The sequence below is a fragment of the Pseudomonas sp. LBUM1658 genome (genome assembly GCF_059716055.1).
On record NZ_CP166798.1, the window covers coordinates 6,355,535 to 6,369,640 of the forward strand.

Annotated in this window: 13 protein-coding genes; 6 read left to right on the forward strand and 7 right to left on the reverse strand. The window is 60.8% G+C overall.

What is annotated here, in order from left to right; all coding sequences use genetic code 11:
• Positions 1 to 8: 8 nt before the first annotated feature.
• Both tsaE and ACA064_RS29380 read right to left on the reverse strand, forming a co-directional pair.
• Positions 9 to 479, reverse strand: a complete 471-nt coding sequence (gene tsaE / locus ACA064_RS29375) for a tRNA (adenosine(37)-N6)-threonylcarbamoyltransferase complex ATPase subunit type 1 TsaE (RefSeq protein ID WP_497671220.1) — start codon at positions 477 to 479, stop codon at positions 9 to 11.
• Positions 467 to 1,966 carry an NAD(P)H-hydrate dehydratase gene (locus ACA064_RS29380; RefSeq protein ID WP_497671221.1) on the reverse strand — a complete coding sequence of 500 codons (1,500 nt, stop codon included), beginning with the start codon at positions 1,964 to 1,966 and terminating at the stop codon, positions 467 to 469. The genes tsaE and ACA064_RS29380 overlap by 13 nt, the downstream gene beginning before the upstream one ends.
• Before the next feature lie 63 nt (positions 1,967 to 2,029).
• On the opposite strand from ACA064_RS29380, the gene queG reads away from it, so the two are divergent.
• Positions 2,030 to 3,109: a tRNA epoxyqueuosine(34) reductase QueG gene (gene queG / locus ACA064_RS29385; RefSeq protein ID WP_497671222.1), complete on the forward strand. Its 1,080-nt coding sequence runs from the start codon at positions 2,030 to 2,032 to the stop codon at positions 3,107 to 3,109.
• Here the strand turns inward: queG and ACA064_RS29390 are convergent.
• A complete protein-coding gene (locus ACA064_RS29390) occupies positions 3,091 to 3,702 on the reverse strand; it encodes a trimeric intracellular cation channel family protein (RefSeq protein ID WP_497671223.1) in 612 nt (203 codons plus the stop codon). The genes queG and ACA064_RS29390 overlap by 19 nt on opposite strands.
• Positions 3,703 to 3,823: 121 nt before the next feature.
• A complete protein-coding gene (orn, locus tag ACA064_RS29395; protein WP_497671224.1) occupies positions 3,824 to 4,366 on the reverse strand; it encodes an oligoribonuclease in 543 nt (180 codons plus the stop codon).
• 107 nt (positions 4,367 to 4,473) lie between these two features.
• On the opposite strand from orn, the gene rsgA reads away from it, so the two are divergent.
• Positions 4,474 to 5,505, forward strand: a complete 1,032-nt coding sequence (gene rsgA / locus ACA064_RS29400; RefSeq protein WP_497671225.1) for a small ribosomal subunit biogenesis GTPase RsgA — start codon at positions 4,474 to 4,476, stop codon at positions 5,503 to 5,505.
• Positions 5,506 to 5,557: 52 nt separating this feature from the next.
• Here rsgA and motB read toward each other — a convergent pair whose 3' ends face one another.
• Positions 5,558 to 6,598 carry a flagellar motor protein MotB gene (motB, locus tag ACA064_RS29405; protein WP_497671226.1) on the reverse strand — a complete coding sequence of 347 codons (1,041 nt, stop codon included), beginning with the start codon at positions 6,596 to 6,598 and terminating at the stop codon, positions 5,558 to 5,560.
• Positions 6,599 to 6,601: 3 nt separating this feature from the next.
• Entirely contained in the window at positions 6,602 to 7,453 is an 852-nt protein-coding gene (motA, locus tag ACA064_RS29410) for a flagellar motor stator protein MotA (protein WP_497671227.1), read from the reverse strand.
• A gap of 165 nt (positions 7,454 to 7,618) precedes the next feature.
• Here motA and ACA064_RS29415 point away from each other — a divergent pair, with 165 nt between their 5' ends.
• The 4 genes from ACA064_RS29415 (at position 7,619) to ACA064_RS29430 (ending at position 12,801) form a co-directional block, all read left to right on the forward strand.
• Positions 7,619 to 9,157, forward strand: a complete 1,539-nt coding sequence (locus tag ACA064_RS29415) for an HDOD domain-containing protein (protein WP_497671228.1) — start codon at positions 7,619 to 7,621, stop codon at positions 9,155 to 9,157.
• A 43-nt stretch (positions 9,158 to 9,200) separates the two neighbouring features.
• Positions 9,201 to 10,016 carry a rhodanese-like domain-containing protein gene (locus ACA064_RS29420; protein WP_497671229.1) on the forward strand — a complete coding sequence of 272 codons (816 nt, stop codon included), beginning with the start codon at positions 9,201 to 9,203 and terminating at the stop codon, positions 10,014 to 10,016.
• Positions 10,017 to 10,035: 19 nt separating this feature from the next.
• A complete protein-coding gene (gene asd, locus ACA064_RS29425) occupies positions 10,036 to 10,896 on the forward strand; it encodes an archaetidylserine decarboxylase (protein WP_497671230.1) in 861 nt (286 codons plus the stop codon).
• A 105-nt stretch (positions 10,897 to 11,001) separates the two neighbouring features.
• Positions 11,002 to 12,801, forward strand: coding sequence for a cyclic-di-GMP receptor FimW-related protein (locus tag ACA064_RS29430; RefSeq protein WP_497671231.1), 1,800 nt, complete (start codon positions 11,002 to 11,004; stop codon positions 12,799 to 12,801).
• A gap of 87 nt (positions 12,802 to 12,888) precedes the next feature.
• On the opposite strand, the gene serB is transcribed toward ACA064_RS29430, so the two are convergent.
• On the reverse strand, positions 12,889 to 14,103 hold the full coding sequence (gene serB, locus ACA064_RS29435; protein ID WP_497671232.1) for a phosphoserine phosphatase SerB: 1,215 nt from the start codon (positions 14,101 to 14,103) through the stop codon (positions 12,889 to 12,891).
• Positions 14,104 to 14,106 lie beyond the last annotated feature (3 nt).

Consider the following 14,106-nt stretch of genomic DNA (forward strand, 5'->3'; position numbering starts at 1 on the left):
CCCATCATTTATTTGAATTCCAATGCCAAAGCGGCACACCACGACTCGCCACGCGAGCCTTGGGGCAACAAACTCAGCGAACGTCCGCTGTCATGCGGGCTAATGGTAATGGTCAGGTCGGGCTTTGGCAAAAAGCCTGCACCCCGCTCGGGCCATTCGATCAGACATAACGCATCTCCTTCGAAGTAATCACGGATGCCGAGATACTCCAGCTCTTCTGGATCGACCAGCCGATAGAGGTCGAAATGGAAGGCCCGAACCTCGCCGATCTCATAGGGTTCGACCAGGGTAAAGGTCGGGCTCTTGACCGCCCCCACATGCCCCAAACCACGGATAATGCCCCGTGACAAAGTGGTTTTCCCCGCCCCCAGGTCACCGTCCAGAAAGATCAACCCACAGCCTCCGGTGACTTGAGCGATACGCGTCCCCAACTTGATCATGGCGTCTTCGTCGGGCAGATACAGAGTTACTTCAGACACGGTGATTGCTCCTCCAGCAACTGACGAATGGCTGGAATCAAATCACTGGCCGCCAGCCCCCGGCCCAACTTGCCTAGACGCTCGCCGGCGCTGGCATGCAACCAGACCGCCAGACAGGCCGCGTCGAAAGCGTCCATGCCTTGCGCCAGCAGCGCGCCGACCAGGCCCGCCAGCACATCCCCCAGACCTGCAGTCGCCATCGCCGGATGGCCGCGATCACACAGCGCCACCCGGCCATCCGGGCTGGCGATCAGGCTGCCGGCACCTTTGAGAACCACGACGGCTGAATATTTCTTGCTCAATTGGCGCGCAACCGTAAAGCGATCGGCCTGAACGTCCGCCGTCGACATCCCTAGCAGACGCCCCGCTTCGCCCGGATGCGGAGTCATCACGCAGCCCTCAGGCAGCTCCAGTCCGCCTTTGGACAACAGGTTCAGCGCGTCGGCATCCCAGACTTGCGGCACAGCCGCGTTGACCGCCGCCGACAGCAGACTGCGCCCCCACGCGGCCTGCCCCAACCCCGGGCCAACCACCAATACCGACGCCTGCTCAAGCAGCCCCATCAGCTGGTTCGCCGAATGCGCACCCACCGTCATGACTTCCGGCAAACGCGCCAAGGCCGCTACTACATGCTCGCTGCGGGTCGCCAGCGAGACCATGCCCGCGCCGCTGCGCAGGGCACTTTCGGCACTTAATAGAATTGCCCCACCCAAACCGCGATCGCCGCCGATCAGCAACAGATGACCGGATTGACCTTTATGGGCAGTGGGCTGACGAGCTGCCAGGCGCGGCAAGTTGCCCGGCATCAGGCGCCTGGCGCTTACACAAGCCTTGGCCAGCAGTTCAGGTGAGGCTTGCAGGTCATTGAACAGCAACTCGCCAACGCAATCCGGAGCCTGGGCGGTGAACAATCCAAGCTTCAAACCGATAAAAGTTACCGTCAGGTCCGCCCGTACGGCCACGCCCAGAACTCGCCCGGTATCGGCACACAGGCCCGAAGGAATATCCACCGCGGCGACTGGCAGACCACTGGCATTGATCGCGGTAATGATACTGGCGTAAGGCTCACGCACTTCGCCGGCCAGTCCCGTACCCAACAGCGCGTCCAGCACAATGCCGCGCAACGCAGCGGGTCCGATCCAGGGCTGGACCGTGACTCCGACCGCCAAGGCCTCGGCATAGGCCAATGCCGCATCGCCCTGCAACCGCTGCGGATCCCCGGCCGCCAGAACCTGCACCTGCCAACCGGCGCGCAAGGCCAACGCGGCGACCAGATAGCCGTCGCCCGCGTTATTGCCATGCCCGGCGACAACGCTGAGTTCCCGCGCATCCGGCCAGTGGCGAACCATGGCTCGCCACACCGCCCGCGCGGCACGCTGCATCAATTCGAAACCCTGCGTGCCCGCCGCAATCAGGCTGGCATCAAGGTCGCGAACTTGAGCAGCGCTATACAGCGCGTCGGGTAAATCGTCTTTAATTTGCGGCATGCGTCTTCGGGCTCCGATGTCTGGCAGAATTATACGCACCTCAGCCCCGGTTTCTCTCGTCTCATGCCTGCAATTACCACTGACCTTGCCGCCCTCGCCCAATCGATCAAGGATTGGGGACGCGAGCTCGGCTTCCAGCAAGTCGGCATCAGCGGCCTGGACCTGGCCGAGCATGAGCAGCACCTGCAACGCTGGCTCGACGCCGGCTATCACGGCGAGATGGACTACATGGGCGCCCATGGCAGCAAACGCTCGCACCCCGAGGAACTGGTCCCTGGCACCTTGAGAGTAGTTTCTCTGCGCATGGATTACCTGCCCGGCGATACCCAGATGGCGCAACGTCTGGCTCAGCCGGAAAAAGCCTATGTCTCGCGTTATGCCTTGGGCCGCGATTATCACAAGCTGATCCGCAAGCGCGTGCAACAGCTGGCCGAGCGCATTCAGGCGGTTATCGGCCCCTTTGGCTATCGCGCCTTTGTCGACAGCGCCCCGGTGCTGGAAAAAGCCATCGCCGAACAAGCCGGGCTCGGCTGGATCGGCAAAAACACCCTGGTATTGAACCGCAAGGCTGGCAGCTATTTCTTCCTCAGCGAGCTGTTTGTCGACCTGCCGCTGCCCGTGGACCCGCCCCACGCCAGCGAACACTGCGGCCGCTGCACCGCGTGCCTGGACATCTGCCCGACCAACGCCTTCGTCGGCCCCTATGTGCTGGACGCCCGGCGCTGCATTTCCTACCTGACTATCGAACTGAAAACCGCCATCCCCGAGGATTTGCGGCCACTGATCGGCAATCGGGTGTTCGGTTGCGATGACTGCCAGATCGTCTGCCCGTGGAACCGCTTCGCCCGCCCTTCCGGAGAAGGCGACTTCAAACCTCGACACAATCTGGACAATGCCGAACTGGCCGAGCTGTTTATGTGGGATGAAGACAAATTCCTCAGCAGCACCGAGGGCTCGCCACTGCGCCGCGCCGGCTACGAGCGCTGGCTGCGCAATCTGGCGGTCGGGCTGGGGAATGCGCCGTCAACGATTCCAGTGCTGGAAGCCTTGAAGGCGCGACGGGACTATCCGTCGGAGTTGGTGAGGGAACATGTGGAGTGGGCGCTAAGGCAACACGCCAGCCGTCAGGCTTCGTCGTTATAAACAAACTTGGGCATGTCCCAATGAAAGCGGATCGCCAGCAAGCGCAGCAGGAAGCCGCTGAACAAAGTCAGCAGAATCGCCTGTTCGCTCGGCAATTGCAGATAGACGCAGAGCAGATAAAACCAGGCGGCGGCGAACGAGACGCTGGCATAGAGTTCGCGGCGGAAGACCAGGGGAATATCGTTGCAGAAGATGTCCCGCAGAATGCCGCCAAATACTCCGGTGATCACCCCACTGACCGACGCCACCAGCATGCCGTGGCCCATTTCCAGGGCGGTCATGCAGCCGATCAGGGTGAAGGCCACCAAACCTGCGGCGTCGAGTACCAGAAACAGTGAACGTAGATGACGCATCCACCGCGCGATAATGATCGTCATCAGCGCCGCGATCGAGGTCAGCACCAGATATTCGGGATGCTTGACCCAGGTCAGCGGGTAGTGCCCCAGCAGCACGTCGCGTACGGAACCACCACCGAGCGCCGTCACGCAGGCGATCAACACCACGCCAAACCAGTCCATGCCGCGGCGACCGGCAGACAAAGCACCGGTCATGGCTTCGGTGGTAATGGCAATCAGGTAGAGCATCAGCAACATGACGGGCAGTCCTTGCGAGAAGGCGCGTGTAGGAGCTGCCGCAGGCTGCGATCTTTTGATCTTTCACGATTCCGAAAAGATCGCAGCCTGCGGCAGCTCCTACGGTGACCAGGTTCCTTCATTAAAATTTGATGAAGTGCTGACGGTAGTGCTGCAATTCGGCGATAGACTCGCGAATGTCGTCCAGCGCCAGGTGGGTGCTGCCCTTCTGGAAGCTGTCGCGCACTTCCGGCGCCCAGCGTGCGGCCAGTTCTTTCAAGGTCGATACGTCGAGATTGCGGTAATGGAAGTAGCTTTCCAGCGCCTTCATATGGGTATAGAGGAAGCGGCGATCCTGGCAGATGCTGTTACCGCAGATTGGTGACTTGCCCTTGGGTACCCACTTTTCCAGGAAAGCGATGGTTTCAGCTTCCGCTTCAGCCATGCTGATACGGCTGTCGCGCACCCGCTGGGTCAGGCCGGAACCGCCGTGCTGGCGGGTATTCCACTCATCCATGCCAGCGAGAATTTCGTCGCTGTGATGGATGGCGATGACCGGACCTTCAGCCAAGGTATTGAGATTGCTGTCAGTGACAATGGTCGCCATCTCGATGATGACGTCGGTATCAGGGTTCAGACCGGTCATTTCCAGATCGATCCAAATCAGATTCTGCGGGTTTTGCATGTGTCGGCTCCTCGGCGTAGTTGCGCAGTTTAGCCTAGAGAGCTTGTCCGGCGTGCTAAACTCGCGGCCGTTTTACCTAACCGCTGCATTATCGACACGGAACACCCATGGCCAAACGCCAGCTCAATCGTCGCCAAAACTGGCGCATCGAAAAGATTCAAGGTGAACGCGCAGCCCGCGCCGCCAAACGCGAATCCTCTGCCGTGGAAGCACTCGAGGGTGGCGATCTTGGCCCCGAGCAAACCGGGCTGGTGATCGCTCACTTCGGTGTGCAGGTCGAGGTCGAAGCCCGTGACGGCGAACTGGCCGGTCAGGTTTTCCGCTGCCACTTGCGTGCCAACCTGCCCGCGCTGGTGACCGGCGACCAAGTGGTCTGGCGTGCCGGCAACCAGGGTATCGGGGTGATCGTCGCGCAGCTGCCGCGCAACACCGAACTCTGTCGCCCGGACAGTCGCGGCCAGCTCAAGCCGGTCGCGGCCAACGTCGACATGATCGTCATCGTCTTCGCCCCGCTGCCTGAGCCCCATGCCAACCTGATCGATCGCTATCTGGTCGCCGCCGAGCATGCGGGTATCAAGCCACTGCTGTTGCTGAACAAGTTCGACCTGATCGACGAGCAGAACGCTCCGGCGTTGAATGCCTTGCTGGCGGTTTACCGCACGCTGGGTTACCCGGTGCTGGAAGTCTCGGCCCATCACGGCGATGGCATGGAGAAATTGCAGGAGCAGCTGGACGGGCGCATCAGCGTGTTCGTCGGCCAGTCCGGCGTCGGCAAGTCCTCGCTGGTGAACACCCTGCTGCCGGAAGTCGATGCCCGCGTCGGTCCGCTGTCCGAACTGTCCGGCCAGGGCACCCACACCACCACCACGGCGCGGCTGTTCCACTTCCCGGGTGGCGGTGAACTGATCGACTCCCCGGGGATTCGCGAATTCGGTCTCGGCCATGTCAGCCGCGCCGACGTCGAAGCCGGCTTCATCGAGTTCAATGATCTGATCGGCACCTGCCGCTTCCGCGACTGCAAGCATGACCGCGAGCCCGGTTGCGCACTGCTCAAGGCCCTGGAAGATGGCCGCGTGCAGCAACAGCGAATGAACAGCTATCGCTCGATCATCGCCAGCCTGCCTGAAAACAGCTATTAAATAGCTGCACCCCGAAACAACAAGGCCGCGATAATCGCGGCCTTGTTGTTTGTCACTGTTTCGGGCTGTCCGGACTTTTCCCGGGTTCATCCATCTTCAACACACCGTCCTCGAAGATGTTCAGCCGCTGCCGCACCTCATGGGCCGGCAATGGCTCCTGGTCCGCCGGCAAGGCATTCGGGTCGATTGCCGCACCCGGCACTTCACCCTCGCCAGAGGTCGGCGCCGGAGGTTGCGGAGCAATCTGCTCGCCTTCTATGGCCCGCTGGGCTTTCTTGGTCAAGACCACGATGTCGATCCGGCGGTTGACCGGGTTGAACGGGTTCACGCGGTCGAACAACGCCGACGAGGCGTAACCGACCACCCGTGCCACCTGCGTATCCGGATATCCACCGGCAACCAGCGCCCGGCGCGCGGCGTTGGCACGGCTGGCCGAAAGCTCCCAGTTACCGAAGCCGCCGCCGGTGCCGGAGTAGGGTTTGGCATCGGTGTGACCGCTGACGCTGATCTTGTTCGGCACCGCTTTGATGGTGTCCGCCATGGCCAGCAGGATGTCTTCGAAATAAGGCTTGAGGCGCGCACTGCCAGAGTCGAACATCGGCCGGTTTTCGGCATCCATGATCTGGATCCGCAAACCATCCTGAGTGATTTCGAACAGGATCTGGTCCTTGAACTTCTGCAGCTGCGGGTTCTCTTCAACCTTGTTCTGCAATTCCTGGAGCAGCAACTCGAGACGTTCTTGCTCGACCTGTTCGGCCATGCTCTCGACCTGCTGGGTATCGATGGTGACCTTGTCCGGCTGCGGCTGAGTCTTGACCTCGGGATTGATAGTCTTATCCGGCGCCAGCTCCGGCGAGCCACCCAGATCGATGACGAACGGCGTGCCACTTTCAGAGAAACCGATCGGGTCCTTGAAATAACCGGCGATGGCGATCTTCTGTTCCGGAGTCGCCGTGGACATTAGCCACATCACCAGGAAGAACGCCATCATCGCCGTCGCGAAGTCGGCGAAGGCAATTTTCCAGGAACCCCCGTGATGCCCGCCGGCGAAGCGCTTGACGCGCTTGATGATAATCGGCTGATTATTCTCCATGACTCAGCGACCGCGAACCGCTTGTTCCAGCTCAGCGAAGCTAGGACGGTGCGACGGGTACAGAACCTTGCGCCCGAACTCCACCGCCAGCGACGGCGGCATGCCGGAGGCCGATGCCACCAACGAGGCCTTGATGGCCTCATAGACGTTCAGTTCTTCCTTGGCATCGTGAGCCAGGGCGTGGGCCAGCGGACCAAAGAAGCCGTAGGCCGCGAGAATACCGAAGAAGGTCCCGACCAGTGCCGCACCTACGTGCATGCCGATGGCTTTCTGGTCGCCATCACCGAGGGAGGCCATGGTCACCACGATCCCCAATACCGCAGCGACGATACCGAAGCCCGGCATGGCGTCGGCGATGCCGTTGACGGCGTGGGAAGGATGCTCCAGATCTTCCTTCATGCTGAACAGTTCCATGTCGAACAGACCTTCCAGCTCGTGGGGAGCCATGTTGCCGGAGGACATAATGCGCAGGTAGTCACAGATGTAGGCGGTCATGCGTTCATCTTTGAGCACAGCCGGATACTTGGCGAAAATCGGACTGGCGGCGGCGTCTTCGATATCGCCTTCAATTGCCATCATGCCTTCACGACGACTTTTGTTAAGAATCTCGTAGATCAGGCCCAATACTTCGAGATAGAAGGTGTGAGTGAAGCGCGAGCTGAACATCCCCAGGGATTTCTTGATGACGTGTTTCGTCATATGGCCGGGGTTGGCCTGGAGGAATGCACCAAAGGCCGCACCACCGATGATCAACACCTCGAAAGGCTGAATCAGGGCGGCAATTTTGCCGTGGGAAAGCACGTATCCGCCGAGCACGCTCGCAAATACGACGATGATGCCGATGATTTTAGCCATAGTAGGAGAGTACTTATTGAGTCGGGTTCAAGGTCATATTCGGAAGCTAATCAAACTCTTCTTCTACTTATCGGCAAAACTGCGCCAGACTATAGGCCGATAAGGCGAAAAGCCAGCTTGCCCCCTACTGGGCGTGTTAATTGTGAATGATGATCGCGCCCAACTATGGCTAATGAAACGACAGTCCCAATTGTCAGACCCGACACCCTTGAAGGCTGGATAACGCTCCTTGACGGCGTGGTTCTGCCAGTGCCGCAAGCCAGTCATGACCGGGTGTGCAAAGCCATCGCCAATAGCCGCAGCTCGATGCGCGATATTGCCGAGTTGATGCAAGACAGCCCCGCGCTGGCCCTCAGTGTTATTCGCGAAGCCAATCTACACACCCACGGCAGCATGTCCGAGCCGGCGGAGAACCTTGAGATCGCGATCAATCGCCTCGGCCTGAAGCGCACTGAAGAATTGCTCGCGCGCCTGCCGGCGTTGGCCGAGGACGCAATCCCGGTCGCATTGCGGCAGTTACAATTGATTGGCCAGCACGCTACGCAGCAGGCCAACGGTCTGTTCGCCGGCCGCCTGGCGCGACTCTGGCAGGACATCCACTGGGGCAGCTTGCTGTTTCTTTCGCCGCTCTGGCCGATGGCGCTGAGCCATCCGCAGTTGCTCGAACACTGGGAGTTGCGGGTAGTTCGCAAGGGCGAGCCGGCAAGCAAGGTCGAACAGGAACTGTTCGGTGTGCGCCTGCTGGACCTCTGCCAGGCACTGGCTGAACACTGGCACTTGCCGATCTGGGTACTGCAAGGATATCGCCTGCTGCTGCGCGAGCATCAGTTACTGGTCAAGGTCTTGCGTATTGCCCGTGACAGCGATCATCCACTGCGCCAGCAGCAGCGGCTGGACGCCGATCCGCTATTGCGCCGCTGGTTGAACCAGCCAGCCAATAGCGTACTGCTGGCCAACAGCCTCGCGCTGTCGGCGCAGCATGCCTGGGATAATCCCCACAGCCTTCGCTGGCAATTGCTGACCAGCCTGTACCTGCAAATGCCGATGGATGAATTGCAACAGCAATTGCACCAGCAGGCGGTTCAAAGTGCACGCCAGCATACGATGCCCGACCTCTGGCACCCGGCTCAGGCATTGCTCTGGCCGTGGACCGCATACCGTATCAATAGCGCCAAGCTGCCGGCGGCACCGCCTTCGGCTGAAGATCTGCTGACCTGGCGCAAACACTGCGCAGAGTTGCTGGCCGAGCCGAGCCGTTTCACCAATGCAATGCACCTGACCAGCGCTGCCCGCGACGCGTTGCTGGCCTGCGGGATGCGGCGGGTGATGCTGTTGATGGCCGACCGTAGCCAGAGCAGTCTGCGCGCCCATCAGATCGCCGGCCTGCCCCGGGACGCGGCCATGCTGAGCCTGCAAGTCAGCCAGAGCAGCGTGCTGCAGCGCTTGCTGGCACAACCGGCACAAATTCGCCTGACACCGACCAACAACGCCCGATTTTCGGCGCTGTTGCCCGAGAGCCTGCGAAGCCAGTTCGGCGGAGAGCATCTATTGGTGCGCTCACTGAGCAGCAACGGCCGAGTGGTGATGCTGGTGCTGGCCGATCAGGGCGGTGGGCCGTTCTCGGAAATTACCGTACAGGCCTTCGGCAAAACCGCGCAGAGCATCGAAAAAGCTCTGCATAGCTTTACTAACCGAAGTCACTGACGCTTGCGCTACAATCCTTCCCTTTGTGCTCTGGAGACCTCACATGTCTGACTTCTCTGGCTTGGCGCTGGTGATCGAGCCCGGCGACCTGCTCGCCCGCCTCGACGCCCGCGAACTGATCCTGGTCGACCTGACCAGCAATGCCCGCTACGCCGAGGGACACATCCCCGGCGCACGTTTCGTCGACCCCAAGCGCACTCAGCTTGGTCTGCCACCTGCGCCAGGCCTGCTGCCAACCCATACGGCACTTGAAGCCCTGTTCGGCGAACTGGGGCACAACCCTGATGCTGTCTATGTGGTCTATGACGACGAAGGTGGTGGTTGGGCCGGGCGTTTCATCTGGTTGCTGGATGTCATCGGTCATTCCCGATACCACTATCTGGACGGCGGTCTGCACGCCTGGCTGGCGGACGCCTTGCCAGTGTCGACCAAAATCCCGGCAGCGGTCGGCGACCCGGTTGCCTTGACTCTCCATGATGAACCCACCGCCACCCGCGAATACCTGCAAAGCCGTCTGGGCGCCGCCGACCTGGCGATCTGGGATGCGCGCGGGCCGCTGGAGTACTCCGGCGAGAAACTCCTCGCAGCCAGGGGCGGGCATATCCCCGGCGCGGTCAATTTCGAGTGGACGGCGGGCATGGATCGGGCGCGCAACCTGCGCATCCGCACCGACATGCCGCAAATCCTCGATAAACTCGGCATCACTAAAGACAAAGAAGTCATCACCCACTGCCAGACTCACCATCGCTCTGGCTTCACCTATCTGGTGGCCAAGGCGCTCGGTTATCCGCGAGTCAAAGGCTACGCCGGCTCCTGGGGCGAATGGGGCAACCACCCTGACACGCCTGTAGAGATTTAAGGTTTTTTAAGGACAGTTAATGAAAAAGCGTTTGTTTATCCTCAGCCAGTACCTGCTGCCCCATCACCTGCTGTCGCGCCTGGCCGGCTGTATTGCCGAATGCCGCGTGCGCTGGTTCAAGAATGCCCTCACCGCCTGGTTCGCCAAGCGTTATCAGGTGGACATGTCGCAAGCCCTGGTCGAAGACCTGACCGCTTACGAGCACTTCAACGCCTTCTTCACCCGCGCCTTGAAAGACGGTGCGCGGCCGCTGGACCCGACTCCGGGCGCGATCCTCAGCCCGGCCGATGGCGCGGTCAGCCAGCTCGGCCCGATCGAACACGGCCGCGTGTTCCAGGCCAAGGGCCACAGTTTCAGCGTACTCGAGCTGCTCGGCGGTGATGCCGCGGCCGCGGCGCCGTTCATGGGCGGCGATTTCGCCACCATTTACCTGTCGCCGAAGGACTACCACCGCGTACACATGCCGCTGGCCGGGACCCTGCGCGAGATGGTCTACATCCCGGGGCGGATCTTCTCGGTCAATCAGACCACCGCCGAAAACGTTCCGGAGCTGTTCGCCCGCAACGAGCGTGTAGCCTGCATTTTCGACACTGAGCGCGGGCCGATGGCCGTGGTGCTGGTGGGCGCGATGATTGTCGCCTCGATCGAAACGGTCTGGGCCGGGCTGGTCACTCCGCCCAAACGCGAGCTGAAAACCGTGCGCTACGACGAAGCCGCACGTGCGCCGATCCATCTGGAGAAAGGGGCCGAACTGGGACGCTTCAAACTCGGTTCTACCGCGGTCGTGCTGTTCGGACCGAATCAGCTTAAATGGGCTGAGGAGTTGGCCGCCGGCTCGCCGGTGCAAATGGGCCAAGGCATGGGTTTGCCTTCGGCGTAAGCACCCGCCAGGCATTACTGTTAGAGTCGGGGCGTCGGAAGTCGCCCCGACTTCTGAACCGATAATTGGCCCTGCCCGTTTTACCGGCCGGAGTATGTCAGTGACATGAATGAGTCCAGCTCTTCGCTGCTGTTACGCGCCCCGATTCCCACGCAATCACGGCTGTCGTTCTGCGAAGCCACCCCACGCGACCTGAAACGCTGGATTGCCAGCCTGCCAAAGGCCAACATCGGCGAAACGGCGCGCCAGCTCTATAAGGGGCTCGCCGAACTCAACCAGCTGCTCACACCCAGCGATAACCGTCTGCAACTGCTCGAACTGCTGCGGCCCGAAGTGCATTACGTCTGCAAACACCTGGAGCGGCATTTTCTCAGCCAGGCAATTGTTCTCGACGAACGTCAGCGCAAAATCGCCAACCTCTGCCAGGCCCTGCAAAACCACCTTGCCATTGGCTACAAACAAATCGTCATACGCATCGCCCCGCGCTTCAGCAAGGAGCGCGGGCCGCTGCTGAGCACTGCAGTGCAACGGGCGATGCATGGCCTCAATGGCTCGCTGATTCGCGCCAGCCAGCTCTATTGCCCAGTGCCCGAAGGTTTATGGCTGGAACTGCACCAGCTCTACCAGATCGCCAGCCAGCATGACTTGCAGCACAGCGCCATCCCTGATGAGCTGGCCAGCCAGGCGCGGAATCTGAGCGTCGAACAGACGTATGTGGTCGCCTTGCTGATGGGTTGTTCACGCTGCAATCAACTGCGCCAGAATCACATCGCCCGGCTGGCCGAAGTGCTGGAGCCCTGGAGTCAATGGGTCAAGCTGCAGCCGACGACACAAGCTTCCAGCCTGTTTGCCATCGACCCGAACCTTGACGCCCCCCCGCGCTACAAAGCATCGTTCGCCCCCGAGCAGCAAGGATTGTTGCTGGGAATCAACCCGCTGCCACTGGTCGATACCATCAAGCACTATCTGGAGCTTCCCGCTGAGCGACGCCGCGAATCACCTTTGCCCGTACCCGCCGGGCTCAGCCTTGAGACATTGCGCCACCTTTCCGCCGCCTGGGGCGAAGCCGCCGAACGTGTGTTCCAGCGCAGTGCTGGTCAAGGCTCCCTGACCCTGTGCATTGGCATGAGCGCGCTGCACTTCTATCTGGGCGGGCAACGTTCGTTCAGTGAAATCCTCAAACATCCAGCCGTCAGCAAAACCGCGCAGTTCAGCGCATCCGTGGGCGCAAAACGCGAACAGGACCCCTGGGCCAATGCGTTCGATGCCGACCCCCAAGGCAACGCAGAAAATCTGCTGCCCTATGAAGAGATCCAGTACCAGCGGACAGAGGCCGACGGCGGTGCCCCGCAGTCCGATAGCAATCACCATTTCCCGACCTACGCGCTGTCGATCATCAACCATAGCCCTGGCGGTTATTGCCTGGCATGGCCAAAAGAGGTGCCCGGAGAATTACAGGCAGGAGAGATGGTCGGCATTCAGGACTTGAGTGCGCAAGGCTGGAGCGTCGCGGTGGTACGCTGGGTTCGCCAGGTGCGCAACGGGGGCACACAGATGGGCATTGAACTGGTCGCGCCCTACGCTCAACCCTGCGGCTTGCAATTGATCCGCACCAGCGAAGGTAACAGCCAGTACCTGAGGGCACTGTTGCTGCCGGAAATCAGCGCCATCGACTTGCCCGCGACCTTGCTCGCCCCAGGCCTGCCATTCCAGGAAGGCAACAAGGTGATGATCAATACCAATGGCGAAGAACACCGCGCCGGCCTGAACAAACGAATGAACAGCACCGGCAGTTTCAACCGGTTCGAGTACCAATCGCTGGAACAGCCCAAAACTGACAGCGCCGCGAGCGGCGGCGTGCACAGCGCCGAAGAGGAATTTGCTTCGTTGTGGAAGTCGTTGTAACTGTGGGTGAGGGGCAAACCCCAATGCAACTCTGTAGGAGCGAGCTTGCTCGCTCCTACAGGGGCCACACAAGGTCATTCACCCCTTTCAGAGCTGCCCGTCGCGATCCCTGAATCCCAGCAGATACAGCACGCCATCCAGCCCCAGGGTCGATATGGCCTGCTTGGCCGACTGTTTGACCAGCGGCTTGGCGCGGAACGCGACACCAAGACCGGCAATCGCCAGCATCGGCAAATCGTTGGCACCGTCGCCCACTGCAATGGTCTGCTCCAGGCGCAAGCCTTCCTTATGGGCCAGTTCGCGCAGCAGATCGGCCTTGCGCTGTGCATCGACGATCGGCTCGACCGCCACTCCCGTGACCTTGCCATCCACTACTTCCAGCTCATTGGCAAACACGTAGTCTATGCCGAGCTTGGCCTGCAGCTGTTTGGCGAAGTAGCTGAAACCACCGGACAGAATCGCGGTTTTGTACCCCAGGCGCTTGAGCTCGGCAAATAGCGTCTCGGCACCTTCGGTCAGCCGCAGGGAGGCGCCGATCGAGTCCAGTACGCTGACGTCCAAGCCCTTGAGCAAAGCCAGGCGTTCCTTGAAGCTGGCGCGGAAATCCAGCTCACCGGCCATTGCACGCTCAGTAATCTCGGCTACCCGCTCACCGACCCCGGCCGCCTTGGCCAATTCGTCGATAACTTCCGCTTCGATCAGTGTCGAGTCCATGTCGAACACCGCCAGGCGACGGTTGCGCCGGAACAGCGAGTCTTCCTGGAAGGCGATATCGACGTTCAATTCCTGGGCCACGCTGAGGAACTCGGCACGCAAGGCTTGCGGGTCGGCCGCTTCGCCGCGCACGGAAAACTCGATGCAGCCTTTGCCCTGGTCCGCCGGGGTGTCCAGTGGCATACGTCCGGACAGTCGATCGATATGATCGATGTTCAAACCGTACTTGGCGGTAATCGAACTGACTCGCTGCAATTGCTCAGCGGTCACTTTGCGCGTCAACAGGGTAACGATGTGGCGTTTCTTGCCCTGGCCGCCGACCCACAGCTGATAATCCTCTTCCGACACCGGAGTGAAGCGTACCTGTTGATCCAGCTTATAAGCAGTGAACAGAATATCCTTGAGCACCGACGAGGCTTGCCCGGTACTCGGAATCTCAACCAGGATGCCAAACGACAGGGTGTCGTGGATCACCGCCTGACCGATGTCGAGAATGTTCACGCCACCCTGGGCCAAAACGCCGGTAATGGCGGCAGTCAGACCCGGACGGTCGACACCCGTGATGTTTATCAAGACGATTTCGCGCAAGGC